The 22141-nt window shown below is 40.8% G+C and carries 26 protein-coding genes; 12 read left to right on the forward strand and 14 right to left on the reverse strand.

The window, feature by feature from the left end:
* Positions 1-26 precede the first annotated feature (26 nt).
* The 10 genes from traN to EL165_RS06640 are packed head-to-tail and all read right to left on the reverse strand — an operon-like array spanning position 27 to position 8469.
* Positions 27-926 (reverse strand): conjugative transposon protein TraN, encoded by a 900-nt coding sequence (gene traN / locus EL165_RS06595; RefSeq protein ID WP_002978509.1) that lies wholly within the window; start codon positions 924-926, stop codon positions 27-29.
* 24 nt (positions 927-950) lie between these two features.
* Positions 951-2291, reverse strand: a complete 1341-nt coding sequence (gene traM, locus EL165_RS06600) for a conjugative transposon protein TraM (protein WP_002978507.1) — start codon at positions 2289-2291, stop codon at positions 951-953.
* On the reverse strand, positions 2278-2541 hold the full coding sequence (locus EL165_RS06605) for a nitrogen regulatory IIA protein (RefSeq protein WP_228370514.1): 264 nt from the start codon (positions 2539-2541) through the stop codon (positions 2278-2280). Before EL165_RS06605 ends, traM begins: the two co-directional genes overlap by 14 nt.
* 39 nt (positions 2542-2580) lie before the next feature.
* On the reverse strand, positions 2581-3039 hold the full coding sequence (locus EL165_RS06610; RefSeq protein ID WP_228370513.1) for a hypothetical protein: 459 nt from the start codon (positions 3037-3039) through the stop codon (positions 2581-2583).
* Positions 3020-3643, reverse strand: a complete 624-nt coding sequence (traK, locus tag EL165_RS06615; protein ID WP_002978501.1) for a conjugative transposon protein TraK — start codon at positions 3641-3643, stop codon at positions 3020-3022. The genes EL165_RS06610 and traK overlap by 20 nt, the downstream gene beginning before the upstream one ends.
* A 19-nt stretch (positions 3644-3662) precedes the next feature.
* Positions 3663-4658 carry a conjugative transposon protein TraJ gene (gene traJ / locus EL165_RS06620; protein ID WP_002978499.1) on the reverse strand — a complete coding sequence of 332 codons (996 nt, stop codon included), beginning with the start codon at positions 4656-4658 and terminating at the stop codon, positions 3663-3665.
* A gap of 2 nt (positions 4659-4660) precedes the next feature.
* Positions 4661-5293 (reverse strand): DUF4141 domain-containing protein, encoded by a 633-nt coding sequence (locus EL165_RS06625; protein ID WP_002978496.1) that lies wholly within the window; start codon positions 5291-5293, stop codon positions 4661-4663.
* Between the two features lie 28 nt (positions 5294-5321).
* Complete coding sequence (locus EL165_RS06630; protein WP_002978494.1) at positions 5322-7826, reverse strand: TraG family conjugative transposon ATPase; 2505 nt, start codon at positions 7824-7826, stop codon at positions 5322-5324.
* Complete coding sequence (locus EL165_RS06635) at positions 7823-8152, reverse strand: DUF4133 domain-containing protein (RefSeq protein ID WP_002978492.1); 330 nt, start codon at positions 8150-8152, stop codon at positions 7823-7825. Before EL165_RS06635 ends, EL165_RS06630 begins: the two co-directional genes overlap by 4 nt.
* An 11-nt stretch (positions 8153-8163) precedes the next feature.
* On the reverse strand, positions 8164-8469 hold the full coding sequence (locus tag EL165_RS06640) for a DUF4134 domain-containing protein (RefSeq protein WP_002978490.1): 306 nt from the start codon (positions 8467-8469) through the stop codon (positions 8164-8166).
* A 343-nt stretch (positions 8470-8812) separates the two neighbouring features.
* On the opposite strand from EL165_RS06640, the gene EL165_RS06645 reads away from it, so the two are divergent.
* From EL165_RS06645 to EL165_RS06670, 6 genes are read left to right on the forward strand one after another with little or no spacing between them, the layout of a single operon-like run.
* The gene (locus EL165_RS06645) at positions 8813-9139 is read left to right on the forward strand and encodes a helix-turn-helix domain-containing protein (protein ID WP_002978487.1); all 327 of its coding nucleotides are present in this window, start codon (positions 8813-8815) and stop codon (positions 9137-9139) included.
* Between the two features lie 2 nt (positions 9140-9141).
* Entirely contained in the window at positions 9142-10197 is a 1056-nt protein-coding gene (gene dcm / locus EL165_RS06650; RefSeq protein WP_002978486.1) for a DNA (cytosine-5-)-methyltransferase, read from the forward strand.
* Position 10198: 1 nt separating this feature from the next.
* Complete coding sequence (locus EL165_RS06655; RefSeq protein ID WP_002978484.1) at positions 10199-11647, forward strand: hypothetical protein; 1449 nt, start codon at positions 10199-10201, stop codon at positions 11645-11647.
* 8 nt (positions 11648-11655) lie between these two features.
* Entirely contained in the window at positions 11656-12417 is a 762-nt protein-coding gene (locus EL165_RS06660) for a DNA methyltransferase (protein ID WP_002978482.1), read from the forward strand.
* 30 nt (positions 12418-12447) lie between these two features.
* Positions 12448-13038: a hypothetical protein gene (locus tag EL165_RS06665; protein WP_002978481.1), complete on the forward strand. Its 591-nt coding sequence runs from the start codon at positions 12448-12450 to the stop codon at positions 13036-13038.
* Positions 13031-14050: a Kiwa anti-phage protein KwaB-like domain-containing protein gene (locus EL165_RS06670; protein ID WP_002978479.1), complete on the forward strand. Its 1020-nt coding sequence runs from the start codon at positions 13031-13033 to the stop codon at positions 14048-14050. The genes EL165_RS06665 and EL165_RS06670 overlap by 8 nt, the downstream gene beginning before the upstream one ends.
* A gap of 78 nt (positions 14051-14128) precedes the next feature.
* On the opposite strand, the gene EL165_RS06675 is transcribed toward EL165_RS06670, so the two are convergent.
* From EL165_RS06675 to EL165_RS06690, 4 genes are read right to left on the reverse strand one after another with little or no spacing between them, the layout of a single operon-like run.
* Positions 14129-14764 (reverse strand): hypothetical protein, encoded by a 636-nt coding sequence (locus EL165_RS06675; protein WP_002978477.1) that lies wholly within the window; start codon positions 14762-14764, stop codon positions 14129-14131.
* A gap of 11 nt (positions 14765-14775) precedes the next feature.
* On the reverse strand, positions 14776-15216 hold the full coding sequence (locus EL165_RS06680; RefSeq protein ID WP_002978475.1) for a DUF3408 domain-containing protein: 441 nt from the start codon (positions 15214-15216) through the stop codon (positions 14776-14778).
* A 4-nt stretch (positions 15217-15220) separates the two neighbouring features.
* Entirely contained in the window at positions 15221-15988 is a 768-nt protein-coding gene (locus tag EL165_RS06685; protein WP_002978474.1) for a ParA family protein, read from the reverse strand.
* A gap of 34 nt (positions 15989-16022) precedes the next feature.
* On the reverse strand, positions 16023-16361 hold the full coding sequence (locus tag EL165_RS06690) for a hypothetical protein (RefSeq protein ID WP_126358599.1): 339 nt from the start codon (positions 16359-16361) through the stop codon (positions 16023-16025).
* Between the two features lie 359 nt (positions 16362-16720).
* On the opposite strand from EL165_RS06690, the gene mobA reads away from it, so the two are divergent.
* From mobA to mobC, 6 genes are all read left to right on the forward strand, one after another.
* Positions 16721-17221 (forward strand): conjugal transfer protein MobA, encoded by a 501-nt coding sequence (mobA, locus tag EL165_RS06695; protein ID WP_232529169.1) that lies wholly within the window; start codon positions 16721-16723, stop codon positions 17219-17221.
* Positions 17160-18440 (forward strand): conjugal transfer protein MobB, encoded by a 1281-nt coding sequence (mobB, locus tag EL165_RS06700; protein WP_002978468.1) that lies wholly within the window; start codon positions 17160-17162, stop codon positions 18438-18440. The genes mobA and mobB overlap by 62 nt, the downstream gene beginning before the upstream one ends.
* Before the next feature lie 128 nt (positions 18441-18568).
* Positions 18569-18943: an ArsR/SmtB family transcription factor gene (locus EL165_RS06705; protein WP_002978466.1), complete on the forward strand. Its 375-nt coding sequence runs from the start codon at positions 18569-18571 to the stop codon at positions 18941-18943.
* The gene (merTP, locus tag EL165_RS06710) at positions 18940-19533 is read left to right on the forward strand and encodes a mercuric transport protein MerTP (protein ID WP_002978464.1); all 594 of its coding nucleotides are present in this window, start codon (positions 18940-18942) and stop codon (positions 19531-19533) included. The genes EL165_RS06705 and merTP overlap by 4 nt, the downstream gene beginning before the upstream one ends.
* 6 nt (positions 19534-19539) lie before the next feature.
* The gene (locus EL165_RS26260; protein WP_002996045.1) at positions 19540-19746 is read left to right on the forward strand and encodes a GDCCVxC domain-containing (seleno)protein; all 207 of its coding nucleotides are present in this window, start codon (positions 19540-19542) and stop codon (positions 19744-19746) included.
* 197 nt (positions 19747-19943) lie between these two features.
* The gene (gene mobC / locus EL165_RS06720; protein ID WP_002978460.1) at positions 19944-21944 is read left to right on the forward strand and encodes a conjugal transfer protein MobC; all 2001 of its coding nucleotides are present in this window, start codon (positions 19944-19946) and stop codon (positions 21942-21944) included.
* Positions 21945-22141 lie beyond the last annotated feature (197 nt).

Here is a 22141-nt window from a genome sequence, read left to right on the forward strand (position 1 = left end):
TTTCTTGTTATTGCTTTAAAGGGTTATTAAAATTTCAGGTACATATCGTCAATCAAACGAGCTTTGATTAAATCGGAATTTTCGACCTGCAATGTTTGATGTCTGCCCCCGTTCTTCTCGAAAATCTCAATCAGCAGCACCTTATCATCGGCAATGGTAAACTGGTCTAACAGGAACACGTTTTGTTCGGTCGATTTTCCGGCAATGCCGTCCAATGGCTTGTAAGTTCTCAAAGGCGTTAAAGGATGTTCCTGCACTACGGTACGTTTGGCTACCTTTTTATCCACCACTTTGAAATTGATAAAATCAATCTGAAACGGCACATTGGTACGGTTTCTCAATTCCGTATGGAAATAGTATTTACCGTTGTGGATGTAGATGCCTTTGAGGATAAACTGAATGCCGAAACTCTTAGCCCCGATATGCTTTACAATGCGCTTGTCTTTCTTGTAAATGGTTTCCAGTAGCAAGCCTGCCAGTGAGGGAGAATTGTTACCCAGTTCCTCAAAAAGCACATCGTTACCGTTGGCTTTATCCACCGCTTTTTGCATTGTGAGCAGGTCGTAGCTTAATGCCTCCGGGTAGGAACTGTAATACACGTTGAAGCTGTAAAAACGCCCGTCATTCGTGATAACGGAAAAATTCGTTTCCGGCTCAAAGTCCCTTACCGATGCCTTTACACGCAATACGTTTTCGGCATCTTCAGCCTTACCTGCAATCAGGTATTCGCTGCCCAAATCCACGTAACGGATGGCGGTCGGGAAAATCAGGTGCGAAGTTTTATCGTAGGTAACTTCCATACGATACGGTTCTATCTTGCCCAATGCAAGCGGTGTTTTTGCAGTTGCACTATCCTGTGCATAAGTTGTTACGGCAAAGCCGAGTATCAGGGCAATTGCCCAAAAGGTTTTTAAATGATTTTTCATTGTTTTATTTATTTGAGTTCAACATTATTTTTTAGATACAAGGAAGACCTGATAGCCTGCTTTGAGTGTAACTTTTGGCGTTCTTACTTTCTTGGCGAAATAGCCCGAAATACCCTGTACCACGCCACGGCTTAAGTCTGCGGCAACCTGTTGTCCGGCATTCTGCGTAAGCATTACGCTTGTTCCTCCTGTCTGGCTCATATTGCCCGCCATTTCGGTAAGGGCGTTCATTTCGGGCGAATACGGAACGTACAAGCCTTGCTGTCCGTCCAAATCGTAAATGGTTATATCTACCGGAATGATATTGCCCTCCAGTTCTACGGAGGTAACTTTTAATTGTAGCCTGCCATTCTGAAATTTTGCATTAGCTGTTACAATCGTTCCTTTTGGTATGGTACGTTGCGGGGTTTTAGCAGGCTCTAACAGTCGTAAACGCACACCCGTTTCGCCAACTACCGTTTGGGCTTCGTGTACACAGGCTTTGATACTGTTTTTAGGTTGTATTGCCTGTTCGGTAGAACCTGCGGTATAAAACCCCCTGTTTTTTGTTTGGCTCCAATCGGCTGCAAAGGCACTGTCCGACGGTTCACGGTACAGGGCTGATACGATGTTCTTTCTTGTGGGCGTGAACGATACAAATTGCTCTTTTTGATTAGCACCCGCAGCAGCAGGAGTTGCACCGTTGGCAGGAGCAGCGTTTCCGGTATTGGCATTTTGCGGAAGATATTTTGCTGCCATTTCATAGGATTTCTCCATTAATTTGAGTTGGTCGTCAACGGTGGCCACAGGTGGCACATCTTTTTCCGACAACTTTGCTTTAAGTTCGTCCACTTGCTTACGGAGTTCCATTGTTTCAGCGTTATCATCCTGATAAAAGGAACTCAATGCGCTTTGGGTATTTCGATAGCTGTTCAAAGCAGGGTTGCCGCTTCTTCCCGAATTTCTGCCACCACCGCCAAAGCCGTTGCTTTCCTCATCGTCAGGAAACTGCTCATCGGTCGGCTCTTTCTTATCTTCCGTATTCCAGTAATCAGAAAGCGTTGCAAGGGCATTGCGTTTTTCCTGCTCTTTACGTTCGAGCATTTCCTGCTCGTAAGCCTTGCCTTTGTCGGCAGGCATTCCTGCGCCCGTAGCCTGTGGTACGGCATCGTTCAGCCCAACGTTTTCGATTGCCTTTTTATCTGCGGACGGTTTAAATATGAGGTACATACAACCCACGAAGACAATCGCCATTAAGCCAAAGATTAAAGGCTTTTTGAGCTTTTCCTTGTTATTCTGTGTGCCGTTTTGCAGCACATCAGCGGTTTCTTTCGGGCTTCCCTCGGTTACCCGAACAACCGATTTTTTGTTCTCATTTTCTTTCATAAATCTGATTTTTTAAAATTGTTGATACACTATCCTGCAACCTTGCAGGGTTTTTACTTTTGAGGACAGGGTTTTCGATATGCTCAATGACCATATCGTGACCGGACTTTGAAGTATCGTACATCACTTTGCCAATGACCGCTACGGTAAGCAGCAGGTAACCCACAAAGAAGTACAGCGTATATTGGTGTTGCTTGCGCAAGGGTAATGCCTGCCAACGTTTGTCCAACTTGTCAAAGTACCTGTCCATATTTGCTCTTAATTTTTTCATAGCCATATTATTTCTGTGTTATAGCTTGAAACGTTTAGGACTTTTAACCGCCTTTTGCTTTGGCTCATTGTTGACCAGTGCGACCGCTTCCGTTAATTTGGGTGCGGATATGACTGACAGGTTTGCCAGTTCCGTTTTTTTGAGTAATTGCCCAAAGCCGTCTTTCTTGGCTATTTCCATTCGGCTAAGAGAGAATTTGCCATTCAGGTATTTTACCCACATATTGCATTCTACACGGGGCTTGTCATCGCCCGACCATTGTAGGTAGCCTGTCAGCAACAAGTCCTGTTTAGGTAAACTGTCTGCACCTTTTTGGCAACTTTCGAGATATTCGCTGATGCTGTCTTTCAGCTTTCCGGCATACGCACCCTGCGTATGGAAATACCCGTTATATCCTTTGTCAGTAAGGATTTTTGCGAACGTGTTTAAATCTGATAATGCTTCCATAAGATTGTTTTTAGCGTTCGATAACTTCAATGTCCCTGTTTTCAACGACTGCAAATTTTTCAATATTGAAGCCCTGCGGATTATTGTCGGAACGAACGGAGTTGACGAGATAGCAGGTAGTAATAAGGTTACGCCTGGTTACGTTGCTTGACCGGATGATGAACTGTTTGGCATAGGTGCGCACTGCATAGGGATAGTTGTCGAAATTGCAAACCACACTATCCACCTCTATGCGTTGCTGCACGTTCCCTGAAATGATACGGCTGTAATAGCCCTTTTCCGACAAGTCTTTGTAGTAATCAAATGCACTTTTATCGGCAAGGTTGAATGCCCTGCCCATATTGCTTTCAATAGCGTTTTTATCAGGGGCAAGGGTAAAGAACAGTTCGTGAAATCTCCTGACGTGTTCCCTTGCTTCAACCGGGCGGTTGATGCTCGCATCCTGCGACAAGGCAAGCATCAGGGATTTGCCGTTATCCAGTACATAGATTTTTTGGCGTTGTTCTTCTGCAAAGCGGTAGGAGTGCCATACGGCGTATCCTACCACGCCAATGCAGAGAACCGCAAACACAATGGCATATAATCTTATCTGCCTAAAGCTGTTTTCGATATTTCTTAGCGTTTTAAATTCCATTTTTTAGAATGATTAATGATTATTTATTCATCAGTTTACCGCCGATGTTTCCAACTGTTGAGCCTGCGCCTGCTCCGGCGATGTTTCCGGCTTTCATTGCTGTGGAGTTTACATTGCGGGTAAAGTTTCCTGCGCCTCCGGCTTGGATTACCCAACCTGTTACTGTCGGGATAGTGAAGTACCCGATGATGCCGATAATCATAAAAATGATGTACACGGTATTGCTCGTATCAGGTATATAGGTGGGGTCGGCAAGCATTGCTATATCCCTTTCTAAAATGAGGGATTGTATTCTTGCCAACATTGAGCTGAACAAGTCCGAAACAGGAAGCCACAGGTAAACGCTGACGTACCTCGTGAGCCATTGCGAGAGCGTGGACTGAAAGCCGTCCCATACGGAAATAGCAAAGGCTATTGGTCCGAGTATGGAGAGGACTATCAGGAAAAACGTTCGTATGGTATCAATGACCAAAGCCGCCGCCTGAAAGAGTATTTCCAATAGATTGCGAAACCAATCCTTTATGGCTTTCTCTATCTTGTAGGCTTGCCTGTCCATATACATACCCGCCATTGTTCCAATGTCGGAGGGCGACCATCCCAGTTCGTCCAGTTTTTTATCAAACTCTTCGTCTGATACCATATAGGCGGTTTCGGGGTTCCTTACCATTGCCTCGTATTCCAACTGGTCTTTCTGCTGTTGCAGCTTGTTCAGGTCAAGCACCTGGTCTTCCAGTATTTGGTGGGTTCCTACTACCACCGGGCTTAATACTGCATTGATGGTTCCCAATACGATGGTCGGGAAGAACATAATACAAAGCCCTAAAGCGAACGGGCGCAGCAAAGGGAACATATCAATAGGTTCGGCACGGCTTAAAGCCTGCCAAACCTTTAATGCCACATAGAACAATGCTCCCAATCCCGCCAAACCCTTAGCTACTGCCGCCATATCGCCTGCAAGCGGCATCATATCGTCATAAAGCGAACGCAGGAGTTCGTGAAGATTATCCCATTCCATTTTTACCAGTATTTTTGGTTAGCAGTTCCGTAGAGTTGAAGCACTCTTTGGGCATCGTTTTTCTTTTTCGCTCTTAGGTAGCTTACAGAAATGTTCTTATTGGTGTAGTAGCGTACAAGGCTGTGGTAATCCTTAACTTCTTTGTACACTCGGTCAATAATATCCATACGCTCTTTGTCATTTAGCGAAAGGCTTGAAGAGGTTATAATCTGCTTCAATTCTTTCAGCAGTTCCGTACTTTCATTGAGCAGTGCCGAATAACCATTGCCGATGGCGACTAATTCCTGCGGTGTGAAATTTGGGTCGTTCATCATCTTGCCAAAATTCTGCACATACATTTCAGACACATCGCCCACCAACAATACCGTTTGTTGCACCTTACGGGCATCTTTCACAAGGTTGTTGATGGCTTTCAGCTTGTCATAATATTCCTTACCCTGGTCGTACACTTTCTTCACTTCGTTGAAGTTCTTTATCACATTGCTCACGGTCGAAGAAGTCTGTATGATTTCGTTCGCAGAGTTGATAATTCCTGAAGCCAGGTTTGCAGGGTCAGTAACTACAAACTGGGCTTTTGCTGACGGTGCTACGGCAAGCATCAGTGCCGTACACACCAGATACAATACTTTTTTCATTGTTTCTGAATTTTTAAATTGTTAATGACTATTGATTTGAATTGTCCCGCCTTTGCATTGCGATATGCTTAATGGCGAGTTCTACATTGCCGTCCAGTTCAGCAGCAAGCTGCATTACTTCCATTTTTTCGGTTTCTTCGGTCGTATAGGCGAGGTATTCCTCCAAACTAACTTCGGTGGCATAGACTGCCGAGTGCGTACCACCTAAGCCAATCCAAACCTCTTTGTAAAGTCGGCTTGCATCGTTGTTCATATTGATGGAAAGTACCTGCCCTTTCTCTTTGTCAGTAAGCCCCAACATCGCCTGTATATCATCAAACTTGTTCATATACTTGCGTTGGTCAAGCAGGATTTTACAGTCGGAGTTGTTGATGATACTTTCTTTGACAATAGGCGACTGGATGATGTCGTCCACTTCCTGCGTTACGACAATCGCTTCTCCAAAGAATTTGCGGACAGTCTTAAAAAGATACTTGATGTATTCTGCCATTCCCTCTTTGGCAATCGCTTTCCAAGCCTCCTCAATTAAGATGAGCTTGCGAATACCTTTCAGTCGGCGCATCTTGTTGATGAACACCTCCATAATGATAATCGTAACTATGGGAAAGAGGATTTTGTGGTCTTTAATCGCATCAATTTCAAACACGATAAAGCGTTTGGAAAGCAGGTCTAACTGCTTGTTGGAGTTCAGCAAATAATCATACTCGCCACCCTTGTAATAGGGTTCGAGTACGTTCAGGAAATTGGCAATGTCAAAGTCCTTTTCCCTGACCTGCTTTTCTTCCAGTACCTTGCGGTAGCCGCCTTTTACATACTCATAGAAACCGTTGAATGACGGGTAAACATCTTCCGTTTTGATACGTTCGATATAACCGCTTACCGCATTGGAAAGGGCAACTTCTTCAGAACGGGTCGGCGGTTCATCATCACGTTTCCATAAGGTCAGTATCAGGGTTTTGATACTTTCCCGCTTCTCAATGTCGAACACGCCATCATCTGTATAGAAAGGGTTAAAGGCAATCGGGTTATCTTCGGTATAAGTGAAGTAAACACCGTCTTCGCCTTTGGTCTTTCCTTTGATGAGTTCGCATAAGCCCTGATAAGAGTTACCCGTATCTACCAACAGTACGTGTGCGCCCTGTTCGTAATACTGCCGTACCATATGGTTTGTGAAGAACGATTTACCCGAACCCGATGGACCAAGTATAAACTTGTTCCGGTTCGTGATGATACCCCGTTTCATAGGCAGGTCGGAAATATCCAAATGGATAGGTTTTCCTGTAAGCCTGTCAGCCATCTTGATACCAAACGGCGAGGGCGAATTGTGGTAGTTGGTTTCTTCCGTGAAGAAGCACAGCGCAGGTTCGATAAAAGTGTAAAAACTTTCCTCACTAGGAAAGTCGCCCGCATTGCCCGGCATTCCTGCCCAATACAAAGTGGCTACGTCCGTTGTGTTGTGGCGTGGCTTACACTCCATCAGTGCCAATGCACTACCGCAATCGTTCTTTAGCTGCTTCAGTTCCGCAGGGTCTTCCGACCACGCCATAATGTTGAAGTGCGCACGGATAGAAGACAGCCCGAAGCTGTGGGCTTCGTTCAGGTACTTTTCTATCCACTCTTTGTTGATTTGGTTGGCACGGCTGTACCTCGCCAGCGAGTGCATATTCCGTGCGGACTTCTCAAACTTTTGCAGGTTGTCTTCGCTGTTATCCAAAAACAAATACTGGTTGTAGATGTGGTTGCAGCTTAACAACAAGCCCACAGGCGCAGCGAATGATAAACGGCAGTCGCTACGGTCGGTAGATAGCTTTTCAAAACGGGTATCTGCCGATACCGTTCCGGGCAGGTCGTCCGTATCGGAAAGCGTGTGCAGGCACAACCTTTTGTTGCCGATACGGACTTCTTCACCTCCCAATGCGATGTCCTGCATTGGTGTTCCGGCTCCCCTCGATAGCGTGAGGTACTGTTCCAGTAATCCCTGCGTATCGTCCGTGCCGATAATGTCCTCTTCGGTCAAACGTCGCAGGCTTACAAAACCGCTATCGTTCACGATACGCTCAAACTGGGCGACCGCCTCCATAAAGCGGTGTATCGTTTCCTTGTTCCTGATTTCCTTCGGTATCAGCGTACCTTTGCAAAGCGAACTGAAGTTGCTTTGCATCCGCATTCTTTCCTTAGTGGTCTTCGTAAGAAACAGGTAACAGTAATGGTTTAAGAACGGTCGCTCGTTGAAATGGCGTTGGTAAGATTTCGATAAAAAACTCTGGTCTTTTATTGCCAAATCGGGCGCATAACTTTCCTTGATGTACCAATCCTGTTTGTGAATGACCGTAAAATCAGGCAGGGTTTTAATAGCCTTGTGCCAGGCGGAATGTATCGCTTCGTACTCCGCAGAAGCTACCGTGAACAGTTCCGGCAAGCGTACTTCAAAGCAGGCGGTAATATCTGCATCTTTGGAAAGAATGCAGTTGTTCTCTACTGCCAGCAACGGAAATTTGTTTTCCAGTGTGGTGGTCTTTGCTACATTTCTCATACGGCATTCTGTTTAGGAGTGAATTTTAAATAGCGGTGTACAGGCTTGCGGCAGATGATGTAGCGAGGATGCCTTTTATTGGCTGCAATTTTCATCAGCCCGTGTTCGCCATACTTGCGGTTCAGCGAAAAGGTCTGCCATACGATGAGCGAAGCACCACCTGCTCCGAGGAACAGGCAGATGTAAGAATTGACGCCTGCCATATACAGTATCATCACAAGGATGAGCGTACCGAGCAGCCCGCCTGCGAAAATGAACAGGTATTGTGCTTTCAGCCCTTTAAATTCCACCGTCCTGCCGATGCCTTTGTTGATATTGTAATTCATAAGGCAAAGGATTAAAGGAAGAATGAACGCAGGATGGTAGCGGCAACAATCAGGAAGATACACGCACCGAACCACGAAGCTGCAGTCTTACTCGTGTCGGGGTCGCCGGAACTGAATTTGTTGTACACCTTAACGCCCCCGATTAACCCGACTACCGCACCGATGGCGTAGATTAACTGCGTTGCGGGGTCGAAATAAGAGGTTACCATTTGGGTAGCCTCGTTGATACCTGCCGAGCCGTTTCCCTGTGCGAACGCACCAATTGCTGACAGCATTGCCAAGGCTGCCAGCCAAACTTTTTTTCTCTGTTTTTCCATAATTGAAACACATTAATTTGTTACTGTTTATCCCGCACCTTGCGAGCTTTCGGGACAAATGTCTTGTGGAAAAAGAGGCGTTATGAGAAAGTGGCAGTCAAAGGAAGTGTTTGGCTGTGAGTGGCTTTGCAACAAGCATTTGAGCATAAAAAAAAGCCAAACTTTTTACGGTTTGAGGTTACGTTTCAATAATAACTATTATGGATTTTGCACTTTTATTCTATAGAAGCGGTTATCTGTCACTCAAAACGAGCCAAAATCCAAAGTTTATAGCTGAAAGCTTTCGCAAACGAAACCAAATTAGTAGATTTGCCAAAAGTGTCAAGAAATAAATTTCAAGATTATGAAAGAAACATTTGGCGAATATATTCACAAGCTAAGATTAGATAATGGTTTAACATTAACTAAACTTGCGGCTGCATTAGACATAGACCAATCTACCTTATCAAAAATTGAAAACGGTAAAAGAAATGTACCTGCTGAAATAATACCGAAACTTTCAGCATTTTTCAGTCTTGACTTAAAAAAATTAGAACACGAGTATCTAAGCGAAAGAATTGCAGAATTAATTTATCCGGAGGAGGAAACTCAAAAGCTATTTTTAGCTGCTGAGGAGAAAGCAAAATATATGAGAATTAAAAACCAACATCAAAGTACACTCAAGTTTTAATTATGGTAGGAGCATCATTATTTTCAAGTGCAGGCATAGCAGAAACTTACTTTGAAGAAGTAGGAATTAATATTATCGCTGCTAACGAATTGGTTCAGGAAAGAGCTGACCTATATCAGGCATTGTATCCAAATTCTAAAATGATTGCAGGTAGCATTTTAGACGATAAGATTTTTAAAACACTCGTAGAAAGTACCCCTGAAAAATTAGACTTTCTAATTGCTTCACCACCTTGTCAAGGAATGAGTGTTGCAGGAAAAAATCGGAATATTGAGCAAATGCTTAAAGATGAAAGGAATTATCTTGTTTTTAAAATAATTGATTTCATTAAATTAAAATCTCCCGATTTTGTACTGATAGAAAATGTACCAACATTTTTTAAGATGGTTTTGCCATACCAAAATCAACATTTAAAAGTAATAGAGATTTTAAATCTATTATTCGGCAAAGAATACAAAATTGAAGCTAATGTGTATGATGCTTCTGAATATGGTGTTGCTCAAAGACGGACAAGAGCAATCATAAAATTGTACCGAAAAGACAAAAAATGGGGACAACCTATAAAGTCTGAAAAGCAAATAACAGTCGAAGAAAAGATTGGTTTTTTACCAAGTATTGAGGCAGGAGAACAGTCAAAAATAAAATGGCATTTTGCCCGAAAACATTCGGATAATCACGTACTGTGGATGAAGCATACCCCAACAGGAAAAACTGCTTTTGAAAATGAAGAATACTTTCCTATAAAATCTAATGGAGAAAAAATAAAAAGTTACAATACCACATACCGACGAATTAAATGGGATGAACCCGCTCCCACCATTACAATGCGAAATGATGCAATCAGTTCACAATTGAATGTGCATCCAGGAAGAAAATTAAAAAACGGAACTTATTCTGATGCAAGAGTTTTAACACCTTTGGAGTTAATGTTGTTGTCCTCTCTTCCACAAAATTGGAATATCCCGGATAATACACCTGAATTACTTATTAGAAAATGTATTGGAGAATGTATTCCGCCTTTGTTAATTAAAAATATTGTTGCTCAAATAAATCAATAATATGACTTTACGAATTGATAGTAAGAAATGGATTTTATACAGACATACAAGAGATTTTGAAAAACTTTGTGTTGTTGCTGAATTTTTGAAGTCATACACCAAGACAGGAATTTCAAAAGATGAGAAAGCGCAATTAAATTCAAAGTTACGTGAGTTAGGTTTGTATAGCGAAAGAAATCCTGAATTACCGCTTGATGCGATAAACCATAAAATCAATCAGCTTTCATATTATATGTTTGGCTACCAAGCCAAGGTTGATGGGCAAGACCGTTTTTTATTTAGTCCGCTTGGAAACTTATTTTTGAAAAACGTTGGGGATAAAGAGAAAATAGCCAAAATATTTCTTACAATGCTTTGGGCTGTACAATATCCCCATCCACATAGCGGAACGGATAGCGAATTTCAGCTTTATCCATTTCGTTTGATTTATAAATTGCTTTCAGAACCAAAACTATCTAACAAACTTTATGCTTTTGAGGTTGCGTACGTTGTTGTGTTTCTCAAAGAAGCTACTCAAAAAACATATGATGTCTTAATAAATGAATTATTAGCATTAAGAAAGTTTTCAGATGAAGAAATTGCTCAAAAATTTCAAGAAGACAGACACGCTTATGTGAACTCTGCTTATGAATGGGATTATTACGTTTCAAGTCTGTTTGAAAGTGCAGGTGTATTGAACAAACGAGAGGGAATTGTTATAACCAAACTACAACACGGAACAACCAATACTTTTAGGAAAATAACAAGAAACGAGGTTGCAATTCCTGAAAATTTAAAACAGTTAGTTCAGCAATTAGAAAATGAATATTCTTTTTTAGCAAAGCCTCTGTTGCTTAACGACCCTGAACGTTTGAAAATTGATGTTATTAAGGAAATTTACAGTTTTTACCCTAAGACACTTTTAGTTGAAATTGGCGAAGTAGCTGATGATATAAAATTTGAATTGCTTAATCTTCCGAAAATTATAGAACAATACGCAAACAATAACGAAGGAGCGGAAGCATATCTTTTTGAAGATGCTTTGACAGATGGTTTCAATATGTTCTACAATATAGAAGCCGAAAAAGTAGGCGGAGCAGGAAACACTGATTTGGAATGCCTGTATATTCCTAAAAAGAAAAAATTCGCCGTTGATGCCAAGTCGACCAAAAACAAACTTTCGGGTGTAAATGCTGGAAGATTAGAAGGGCACCGAGAAAAAATTGGGGGAGCTTACACAATTGTAGTTACGCCAAGATATGTTCCAGCGGTACTTCAAGATATTCGCACAAGTCCGATTGTAATTATTCGGGCAAACACTTTTTCGGAATATTTATACAACTGTATTGATAATGACGTGAGAGAAATTGACTACGAAGATTTTGATAATATCATCGTCAATAATCTTGGAAAAGACATCAGTAAAAACATTTCGGACCTGACTATTTCAAGGTTTGCAGCAAAAAATTAAAACTTACGATGATTACAATTACGAGAGAAAATAATATGGAATTAATGGCAAGATATCCAGACAACTATTTTGACCTTGCCATAGTCGACCCACCTTATGGGATTTTAAACAAAACAAAAAGAGGTGGCGACTACAAATTTAATATGGATGAGTACAGTCAATGGGATGTAAAACCCAATGATGATTACTTTAATGAGTTACTTCGGGTTTCAAAAAATCAGATTATTTGGGGAGGAAACTATTTCGGACAACTTTGGCTAAAAAGCGAATACAACAAAGGGTTTATTATTTGGGATAAAAACCAACCCGAAACATTGAATAATTTTTCAATGGCAGAAATGGCTTGGTCATCATTAGACAAGCCTTCAAAAATTTTCAGATTTAGTGTAAGAAAAAATAGAAATAAAATCCACCCAACACAAAAACCAGTAGAGCTTTACGAATGGCTTTTGAAAATGTATGCTAATCAAGGAGATAAAATCTTAGATACTCATTTGGGAAGTGGAACAATTGCAATTGCGTGTTATAATGCAGGATTGAGTTTGACAGCTTGCGAAATTAGCGAAACCTACTATTTAAAAGCATTAGATAAGATAAAGGAAGTCATTCCCGAAAGTGCAATCCATACGAATGATTTAGATGCTTTTTCTCTGACATTTCCCGAGCAAACAAAATCGAAAAACGGATTATATAAACAATATCAAGAACAGGTAGAACAATTGAGATTATTTAAAGAAGAACGAGCAAAGTACTATGCAGGTGTGAGATAGTTCCCATATAGCCATCTCCAAAATAATGTAATGAAAAAAGTAAAACTAAATAATATCGCAATTTTTGTGTTGTTCATTACATCATATATTCCGTTGTTTGGATTATTGATTTTGCGACAAGTCAAGCAAAATATTGATTATTTGAATTTTGGAGGTTTTAGTCAAGAAAGTGTATTTCTGGCTTTAGCAAAATTTGGGTTAAGCGTTTTTCTTTTTCTTACTGCAATATTCGGTTATATAGGGCTGAAATTTTTATTGATAAATTTAGATATAAAAAAATCAAATGGAGAGCTTGTAAAAGTCGTTGAAGTAGAAAACAAGAATAGTGAAAGCATCAGTTACATCTCAACTTACATTGTTCCCTTCATCTTCCAAGACACAAATAACTTATTTGACATTACGTCGATTTTCATTGTCTTGATAATCATATTTTTCATTTATACAAAATCAAATATGATTGTAATAAATCCAATATTGAGTATTACTCATACCCTTTACCAAATTGATTACAACAAGAAGAGCCAAACAAAAAAAGCTCTTTTGATAACAAAAGATGAAGATTTGGAAAGCGGGCAAGAAATAAAAATAAACTTAATTACGAAAAATATTTATTATGGATAAATCCATTTTGGTCGATATAATTGGTCAGGCAAGTGCGGAAAACTTAAAGATGTATTTTGTCACTCGTATTCTCAAAGAAGGAATGAAAGCTAACGCACGTGTTTTGGAAAAGTTTGACTTTAAAGTTTATCAGATAGAGATTACGGATGAAGTAAGAAACTATCTTTATGAACTTTCATTGAAACAGTTCAAAAAAATTCAGGATAATGAAGATTTAAACTTTTTCGATTATGATGTCATAGCTGACGAAACAGAACATCTGTTTACTTATCAAATGCAGAATAAAGTTGGCTCTTTTTCAGACGTTGTTTATAACCAATTAAACCAAAGCCCACCGAAAATCACAGATTTAAACGATATACTCCAAGATGAAACTCTTTGGGCATATTGTGTCGAGTTTGAAATTGACAGTAATAAATCTTTTTATACATTTAGAAAAATATCCCCCGGAAAAGTAGGAGTGGAAAAGGAAAAAGACGGAGAAAAGAAAAGCTTAGGCAGTCAGATAAGGACTTTTTTTGACACCAATACCAATACACTTTCATTGCTAAAAAGCGATACTGTTTATTTAGACAAACAAATAGATTGTATCTTTTATGAAGAAACTTTTTACGTATTGAAGAAATTTTACTTTGAGCAACTTGTCGGATTACAAGAAGAATATAAGAAGAGAGCGGAAGACGTAGCAACATCAATATCTAAACATCAGTGTTTTGGAGATATTAAGCTTCTAACTGATAAAATAGAAACAAAAGCTTCTATTCATAAAAAGTTGATGAAGTTGGAAAAATTAGGAAATCTAAATTCTTTAACTTCTAAAAACATAAAAAAGTTGGAAACATTGGGTAAAAAGAAAAAAGCACCGATAAACTTAAAAGATGGTAAAATCCAATTTGAAACGGAAGAAGATATAGATAATGTGGTCAAACTATTATGTGACTATTTCAAAACTGGAGATTATTCAGGTAAGCCCTACGGAACATACGCAGGTAAGTTACAAGTGACGGAATAATGTTGTCATTTCTCACAAGAGGCATAATAAGATAATGTCACACTAATACTCAGTTATACTCCTAAAAAAAAGGGAAGTCTATACAAACTCCCCAATGTCAAAATCACCCAAATCACTTTTCCGCAAGGTGGAAGAACCGTCGTCGCTTTCAGATGAAAGTGTGCTATCCAAAAGCTCGGCAATTTTTCGGGAAGCACCCTCAATGGAATTTTCCAGTAAGCTGAATAATTCGGTTCCCTGTAATTTCTGAACTATGGCTACCGCTGTTTCCTTTTGAGCCTGTTCCAAATTCTCTTTTTGGAGCAATGCCCCTACGGAGCTTAGTTCGTCGTAGGTAACCCCTTGGGCAAAACCGTTATCGCCACCGGATATTCCGTACCTGTTCCATTCTTCTTCCTCTTCCTCCAAATCAGGCATATTGCTGAAAACTTTGTCCAGTTCTTCCTGCGGAATTTGAATGCTGACGTTTTCGTTTTCGTCGTATTCAATGTCTAAATTATCAGGGTTTATCTCCTGTTCCGTTATTTGGCTTTCATTGGCAGTGTTTGGCACTGAAAGGCTTCTTACTGGCTTGGGTTGCCCCATAATATCGGGCAGGTTCGGGTTAACTTTTTCCTGTTTGGACTTTTGCTCCGACCTTTTATGAATGACAATCTTATCCTGCAAAAGCAGGACAATGACTATCAGCAGGCAAATCACAATTACTATTTCCATAATCTGATGCTTTAAAAAATGGGTTTAAACTTTTCGTTGAAATCATCGGTAATGGCTTTTTCAAACATCTCAAAATGATGCTCCAGTATGTTATCGAGATAAGCATACAGGGGTATGGCATCTTTACCAATAACCTGTACAATACGGGATAGCCGTTCGTGGTATTCCTGCCGTATATATATGCTTTTATCGCCCCGCTTTGTCATCGAATGGGTTTTCAAAAAGTGTTCGCCGTAGCTTCCGTCAAGGCTTTTTTTGATGCGGTTCCTTTCCCGTTGTACAGGCTTACTTTGTGGTAACTCAACCTGCTTTACCACATCTTGTTCCGCTTCCTTTTCCTGCTCTTCGGCAGGTAGCTGTAAACCGTCCTTTTTAACGCCGTCTACCATCAGGTTCATCATCATTTCCTCGTTAATGTCCGGCGTTACTTTTCTTTTATTGTCTTTCTCCATAGCACTACAATTGAATGATGTTTAAAAATTCGCTGATGAACAGGTCTAACTGGCAGGCTTTCATCAAACGCTCATCGGGTGGCATTACCGTAGAACGGAAAACCGTTTTGCTGTCCGCTTCGCTTTCCTTGCGAAAACGGGTGCTGTTCTTGATTTGGCTTTGCATCAGGCTTAATCCCAATTGCCCGATTAGCTGATTGTACACGTCATATAAGGGTGTGCTTTCCCTGCCGTCCACCTGGTTCCAGAAAAGATTAATGGTTTCTATAGATGTCTCGCCTTTTTTCATAATCACGTCCTGTAAAAGCTGTGTGAAGATGAGCGTACTTTCCATTACCACACGGTCTGCCGTGATGGGCGTGAAAATGTGGTGCATACCTGCCAATGCTTTCAGGATGCCGGGCGTGTTTACAGTTCCGGGCAGGTCGAAGAACAGCACATCAAGCGGAACGGGAGAAGTGTTTACAAATTCGTGCGCCGCATCGAGTACGCTATCCGCTTTGTGCTGCATAATGGGATAGGCTTTTTTGTTGATGGTGGTAAACTGCTTATAAGCCAGTTTTTTCAAAGCCTCATTTTCCATTACCATTGCCAAATCACGGGTTTTCATTTTCATCAGGCTGTGCTGCGGAAAATCCGCATCAAATACGGCTACGTTGTAGCCCAACCGATAGTGCATCGTGCTTGCAACAAGCGTGGTAAATGTGCTTTTGCCAACACCGCCTTTTTGAGAAGAAAAGGCAACGAACAGAGGTTTCTTTTTTGTGTCCATATTTTTAAAATTTAAAGTTTACATCTTGCTGTTTTCAGTCTTGCAGGCTTGCACCCGTGCAGTCCTGATTTCGTGCTGTCTTTCTTGCAGGATAGCTATCAGGCTTGCCTGCGGGAATTGCTGATTGCCTGCTTCCTTGCTGTATAGCAGCCCTGCTTTCATTCAGGCATCTTATCAGGGGAGATTGCGTTCTTGCATTCGTTCCGTTCGTCATTCCATCCGTCACGCTTTCCGTCATTCCTGCGCTCTTGCTTTCTTGCATTCCTGCAATCTTGCAGGCAGGATAACCTGCCATCTTGAATGTGTGCCGTCTGCTTGTCCTGAAGCACGGGCTGTCTGCCTGCCTGCCAACATTCAGGGGCAAAGAACTCATCAAATTCATTCAGTTGTATAGCGGTGGCAGTGTTTGGCGTTCAGAGGCAGCATTTGGCACTGTGGCACAGTGCAACGCTATCGTAAACAGGGCTTTACTTTGTATTGTGATTTTTATTAACGGATTTATGCAAAAGTCTTTTGACATATCAGGAGGTAACGGGAACGGCATCGAGCCGTTTTTCCCTGTTACATTCAATCCGTCCCGCAGGGCGGATTTTTGTGTTCACCGGAACACGGCAAGTTGTGTTTTGAGCATCTCGGAATGATTTCCGATGCTCAAAACAACTTGCCCTTTGCAGGGGGCAGAAAACACCTTCCGAAGTCAGGGTTTTGTATGGATTTTAAAATGGATTAGTGATGAACGATAACAACAAAAAGCAATTGAAAAAGACCGGACGCCGCCCCAAAGAAGACCCGGCGACAATACGGTACACCATTTCCTTTAACGAGCAGGAACACGCCCGTTTTCTTGCCCTGTTTGATAAATCAGGTATGCAGGTAAAGGCGCACTTTATAACGTCCTGCATCTTTAACAAGACCATAAAGACCATTCAGATTGACAAGGGAACGGTTGATTTTTATATGCGGCTGACCTCTTTTCATAGCCAGTTCCGTTCCATAGGTGTAAACTATAACCAAATTGTAAAGCTGCTGTACAAGAATTTTTCCGAGAAAAAAGCCGCAGCGTTTCTGTACAAACTGGAAAAGCAGACGGCTGAAATGGCAATGCTATGTCAGAAAATCATCCAAATAAGCGAGGAATTTGAAGCCAAACACCTGAAAAATAGCGGTAGAAATGATAGCAAAAATCGGAAGAAGCGCAAATTTATACGGAGCATTGGCGTACAATCAGCTTAAAGTAGAGAATGAAAACGGGCAGATTTTATTTGCCAATAAGATGATTGAAACCGCAAGCGGTCATTATTCCGTGGCACAATTAGCCCAGTCTTTTGCCCCTTACCTGATAGCGAACCGCAATACCGAGAAACATACGTTGCATATTTCGCTTAATCCTGACCCGAACGACAAGGTAAGCGATGATAAGTTTAGGGAAATGGCAGAACAGTATATGCGGGAAATGGGTTACGGCGAACAGCCTTTTGTGGTATTCAAACACACGGATATTGACCGCAGCCATATACACATTGTATCGGTTTGCGTGGACGAGCAGGGCAAAAAGATTTCGGACAAATTCGAGAAAATGCGGTCTATGAATGTGTGCCGTGAACTGGAAAGACAACACGGCTTGATACCCGCAACCGATAAAGAACACAAGCAGAACGACAAGATTTTCCGTCCGGTAGATTATCGGGCAGGCGATGTGAAAAGCCAAATCGCTTCGGTTGTCCGCCACCTACCGAATTATTATAAGTTTCAGACTTTGGGCGAATACAATGCCTTGCTTTCCCTGTTTAATGTTACCACCGAAAAAGTGGAGGGCGAATTGCAGGGAAAAATGCGGCAAGGCTTATTATATATTCCTTTAAACGAGAAAGGCGAAAGAGCCGGGCATCCGTTCAAGGCTTCGTTGTTTGGTAAAAATGCAGGGCTTCCGGCTTTGGAACTGCATTTTGCAAAATGCAAAGAGGATTTAAAAGACCACCCAAGTAAGCAGACCCTAAAAGCTGCAATTTCTATTGCTCTGAAATCCACAAATGATGAGCAGGCTTTTAAAAAGCAGTTGAGTGAACAGGGCATTAATGTAGTGGTCCGCCGGAACGATACAGGTCGTATTTATGGTATCACTTTCATAGACCACAATTCAAAGGCGGTTTGGAACGGTTCACGCTTAGCAAAGGAACTTTCTGCCAATACCTTTAATGATTATTGGAACAATAATATCAAACCGGAGATTAAAGAACCTGTCGTACAACTTCCAAAAACATCCACATCAAATGATGCAGATCTTCCTGCGGAAGAACCTCATCATTTGTTCGACTTCCTGAATACTACTGAAAAACACGAAGACGGTTTGATTGAGGCATTTGGCGGTTTGTTACCCGAAGCACAGGGCGATGATTACGAGGAACAGGATTTTGCTAACAAAATGAAGAAGAAAAAAAAAAGAAGACTGTAAGAGGTCAGATTTTGGAATTAAAAATCTGTTTTTAAAAAGATTTATTGAGCTGTCACTTTATAATTCTGAAAGAATTTGAGTTGTATTTAAGTAATTGCTTAAATAAACAAATTGACTATCTTTGTGCTATGGACAATAATTCTTGCATACGACAACAAGCAGACATTAAACAAATAAACCGCTGTAAAGACCGAGTTTCAGAACTCAACGGTTCTTTTGACTATTTATCGAACGGACTTGAATTAGCGGGAAACAATGTAAGACTGAAAATACTCTTTCTACTTTATGAAGAAAAACGACTTTGTGTTTGTGATATAAGTGATATTCTTGGTATGACAATTTCAGCGGTTTCACAACACTTGCGGAAACTCAAAGACAGAAAACTTATTGAAACCGAACGAGAAGCTCAAACTATTTTTCACTCACTGACTAAAGAGTATGAAAAAATGCTGAAACCATTTTTCAAAATACTTGACGAAAACAAAATATTAGAAACAATATGAAAACTGACAAAAAATTAATTGGTGCAGGACTTTTGACTACAATTGCAGCTTCTCTTTGTTGCATCACACCAGTATTGGCTCTTATTGCAGGAACAAGCGGTCTTGCTTCCACTTTTTCTTGGCTTGAACCTTTTCGACCCTATTTTATCGGGTTGACAATTTTGGTTCTTGGTTTTGCTTGGTATCAAAAGTTGAAACCCAAAAAGCAGATAGATTGCAATTGTGAGACAGAAGAAAAACCAAAATTCATTCAGTCAAAAATGTTTTTAGGAATTGTAACAGCATTTGCAATCGTAATGCTTGCCTTTCCATACTACTCAAGCATTTTCTACCCAAAGACAGAAAAGCAAATTATAGCGGTGGACAAATCCAATATTCAAAAAGTAGAATTTACGATTAGCGGAATGACTTGTGCAAGTTGTGGCGAACACGTAAATCACGAAGTAAATAAATTGACAGGAATAATAAGTTCAAACGCCTCATACGAAAAAGGAAACGCAATCGTGGAATTTGACAACTCAAAAACGAATATTTCTGAGGTCGAAAAAGCAATTAACTCAACAGGATATTCTGTAACCGACAAAAAATAAAACCAAATGGAAATCATATTGCAATCAACAATTACTTGCCCCAACTGCGGACACAAGAAAGAAGAAACAATGCCGACAGACGCTTGCCAATATTTCTACGAATGTGAAAAATGCAAACAAGTTCTTAAACCAAAACAAGGAGACTGTTGTGTTTATTGTAGTTACGGAAGTGTTCCTTGTCCACCAATTCAGCAGGACAAAAAATGTTGCTGACGGACAGAAAACAGAAGAGCAACTAAAAGTATTTTTTATTTGGATGCTTCATAAATGTTACGATACAAAAGGATCATAGAAGCTACAACTCTTATCACTTCGCCAAACACTGCCACGCACCGCCATTGACTGCCACATTCTTATAGCCGCTGTGTAGAGCCTTTAAATTCACGCCCGAACATTAAAACTAAAAAAGAATGCAGGGAGAAGACGATTTAAGAGGTTTAGCCAAAATAATGGCTTTTATGCGGGCAGTCAGTATTCTTTTGGTGCTGATGCACCTTTATTGGTTCTGCTACGGGTTCTTTTTAGAACGTGGTTGGACGTTGGAAATAATCAACAAGATATTAGGCAATTTCGACCGGACGGCGGGCTTGTTTTCACATACCCTTTATACCAAGGCGTTCGCTTTGGTTTTGCTTGCTTTGAGTTGTTTGGGAACGAAAGGCGTAAAGAATGAGAAGATAACCTGGGCTAAAATCTACGTGGCTTTGGGCGTTGGTTTTGTGCTGTTCTTTCTGAACACGCCGTTGTTAAAGCTATCTCCGGTAATAGGCACATTTCTGTATATCCTTACTATCTCGTTAGGTTATATTGCTTTGCTGATGGCGGGCGTATGGATGAGCCGCTTGCTTCGTACCAACTTAATGGACGATGTTTTCAACAACGAGAACGAGAGCTTTCAACAGGAAACAAAGCTGATGGAAAATGAATATTCCGTTAACCTGCCCACCAAATTTTACTACAAAGGCAAATGGAACAACGGTTGGATAAACATTGTAAATCCTTTCAGGGCATCAATCGTGTTGGGTACTCCGGGTTCCGGTAAATCTTATGCCATCGTAAACAACTACATCAAGCAGCAGATTGAGAAAGGCTTTAGTATGTATATATATGATTTTAAATTTGACGACCTTTCCACCATTGCCTACAATCATTTATTGAAGCATCGGGATAAGTACAAAGTTCAACCAAAATTCTATGTGATAAATTTCGATGACCCACGCAAGAGCCATAGGTGCAATCCACTCAATCCCGATTTTATGACAGACATTTCCGACGCTTACGAAGCGGCTTACACCATAATGCTGAACCTCAACCGTAGCTGGATACAGAAGCAAGGGGATTTTTTCGTGGAAAGCCCAATTATCCTATTGGCTGCCATTATTTGGTATCTGAAAATCTATGAGGATGGTAAGTATTGTACATTCCCGCACGCCATTGAATTGCTGAATAAAAAGTATTCGGACGTATTTACCATTCTGACCTCATATTCCGATTTGGAAAACTATCTTTCTCCGTTTATGGATGCCTGGCAAGGTGGCGCACAAGACCAATTGCAGGGACAGATTGCATCGGCAAAAATCCCTTTGTCAAGAATGATTAGCCCGCAGTTGTATTGGGTTATGACTGGCGATGACTTTACGCTCGACATCAATAACCCAAAAGAGCCTAAAATTTTGTGCGTGGGTAATAATCCCGACCGCCAAAATATCTACTCCGCAGCATTGGGTTTGTACAATTCCCGTATTGTTAAGCTCATCAACAAAAAAGGGCAATTAAAGAGTTCAGTAATCATAGATGAGCTGCCCACAATTTATTTTAGGGGACTGGATAATCTTATCGCAACAGCGAGAAGTAATAAGGTGGCTGTATGTTTGGGCTTTCAAGACTTTTCGCAATTAACGAGGGATTACGGCGACAAAGAAAGTAAGGTAATACAGAATACCGTCGGCAATATATTCAGTGGTCAGGTGGTTGGAGAAACGGCAAAAAGCCTTTCGGAACGCTTCGGAAAAGTATTGCAGAAACGCCAGAGTATGACCATTAACCGCAACGATAAATCTACCTCAATTTCCACACAATTAGACAGCCTTATTCCGGCTTCCAAAATTTCAACTTTGACACAGGGTATGTTCGTAGGTTCTGTATCGGATAACTTTGATGAGCGCATCGAGCAAAAGATTTTCCACGCTGAAATCGTGGTGGATAATGACAAGGTAGCAGCAGAAACCAAAGCCTATAAGCAAATACCGCAAATCCTTTCTTTCGTAAACGAGCAGGGCGAGGATAAAATGAAACAGCAGATTGAAAGCAACTACCGTCAGATAAAACAAGACATTGTACAGATTATCGAAATGGAATTGGAGCGTATCAAAAATGACCCGGATTTGCAACATTTGGTGCAGCAAGAATAAGAGCGTTTTAGGATATATCCATCAAAAACAGGGCTGTACTTTTTACAGCCCTGTTTTTTTGTACAGCACTATTACTAACCTTCTCGTTATCAAGTTTCAAGAATAATTTCGAAAACTAAATTTAATCAAATGATTAAAATATTTGGATAAATCAAGAATAAGTTTTTACATTTGTCACTGAAAAGAATTTTAATGTA

The organism is Chryseobacterium gleum (genome assembly GCF_900636535.1).
In the GTDB taxonomy this organism is placed as follows: domain Bacteria; phylum Bacteroidota; class Bacteroidia; order Flavobacteriales; family Weeksellaceae; genus Chryseobacterium; species Chryseobacterium gleum.

Coding starts and splice junctions, on each gene's coding strand:
- traN (WP_002978509.1), bottom strand. CDS start 926: ATGAAAAATCATTTAAAAACCTTTTGGGCAATTGCCCTGATACTCGGC.
- traM (WP_002978507.1), bottom strand. CDS start 2,291: ATGAAAGAAAATGAGAACAAAAAATCGGTTGTTCGGGTAACCGAGGGA.
- EL165_RS06605 (WP_228370514.1), bottom strand. CDS start 2,541: ATGGACAGGTACTTTGACAAGTTGGACAAACGTTGGCAGGCATTACCC.
- traK (WP_002978501.1), bottom strand. CDS start 3,643: ATGGAATTTAAAACGCTAAGAAATATCGAAAACAGCTTTAGGCAGATA.
- traJ (WP_002978499.1), bottom strand. CDS start 4,658: ATGGAATGGGATAATCTTCACGAACTCCTGCGTTCGCTTTATGACGAT.
- EL165_RS06625 (WP_002978496.1), bottom strand. CDS start 5,293: ATGAAAAAAGTATTGTATCTGGTGTGTACGGCACTGATGCTTGCCGTA.
- EL165_RS06630 (WP_002978494.1), bottom strand. CDS start 7,826: ATGAGAAATGTAGCAAAGACCACCACACTGGAAAACAAATTTCCGTTG.
- EL165_RS06635 (WP_002978492.1), bottom strand. CDS start 8,152: ATGAATTACAATATCAACAAAGGCATCGGCAGGACGGTGGAATTTAAA.
- EL165_RS06640 (WP_002978490.1), bottom strand. CDS start 8,469: ATGGAAAAACAGAGAAAAAAAGTTTGGCTGGCAGCCTTGGCAATGCTG.
- EL165_RS06645 (WP_002978487.1), top strand. CDS start 8,813: ATGAAAGAAACATTTGGCGAATATATTCACAAGCTAAGATTAGATAAT.
- dcm (WP_002978486.1), top strand. CDS start 9,142: ATGGTAGGAGCATCATTATTTTCAAGTGCAGGCATAGCAGAAACTTAC.
- EL165_RS06655 (WP_002978484.1), top strand. CDS start 10,199: ATGACTTTACGAATTGATAGTAAGAAATGGATTTTATACAGACATACA.
- EL165_RS06660 (WP_002978482.1), top strand. CDS start 11,656: ATGATTACAATTACGAGAGAAAATAATATGGAATTAATGGCAAGATAT.
- EL165_RS06665 (WP_002978481.1), top strand. CDS start 12,448: ATGAAAAAAGTAAAACTAAATAATATCGCAATTTTTGTGTTGTTCATT.
- EL165_RS06670 (WP_002978479.1), top strand. CDS start 13,031: ATGGATAAATCCATTTTGGTCGATATAATTGGTCAGGCAAGTGCGGAA.
- EL165_RS06675 (WP_002978477.1), bottom strand. CDS start 14,764: ATGGAAATAGTAATTGTGATTTGCCTGCTGATAGTCATTGTCCTGCTT.
- EL165_RS06680 (WP_002978475.1), bottom strand. CDS start 15,216: ATGGAGAAAGACAATAAAAGAAAAGTAACGCCGGACATTAACGAGGAA.
- EL165_RS06685 (WP_002978474.1), bottom strand. CDS start 15,988: ATGGACACAAAAAAGAAACCTCTGTTCGTTGCCTTTTCTTCTCAAAAA.
- EL165_RS06690 (WP_126358599.1), bottom strand. CDS start 16,361: ATGAGTTCTTTGCCCCTGAATGTTGGCAGGCAGGCAGACAGCCCGTGC.
- mobA (WP_232529169.1), top strand. CDS start 16,721: ATGAACGATAACAACAAAAAGCAATTGAAAAAGACCGGACGCCGCCCC.
- mobB (WP_002978468.1), top strand. CDS start 17,160: ATGATAGCAAAAATCGGAAGAAGCGCAAATTTATACGGAGCATTGGCG.
- EL165_RS06705 (WP_002978466.1), top strand. CDS start 18,569: ATGGACAATAATTCTTGCATACGACAACAAGCAGACATTAAACAAATA.
- merTP (WP_002978464.1), top strand. CDS start 18,940: ATGAAAACTGACAAAAAATTAATTGGTGCAGGACTTTTGACTACAATT.
- EL165_RS26260 (WP_002996045.1), top strand. CDS start 19,540: ATGGAAATCATATTGCAATCAACAATTACTTGCCCCAACTGCGGACAC.
- mobC (WP_002978460.1), top strand. CDS start 19,944: ATGCAGGGAGAAGACGATTTAAGAGGTTTAGCCAAAATAATGGCTTTT.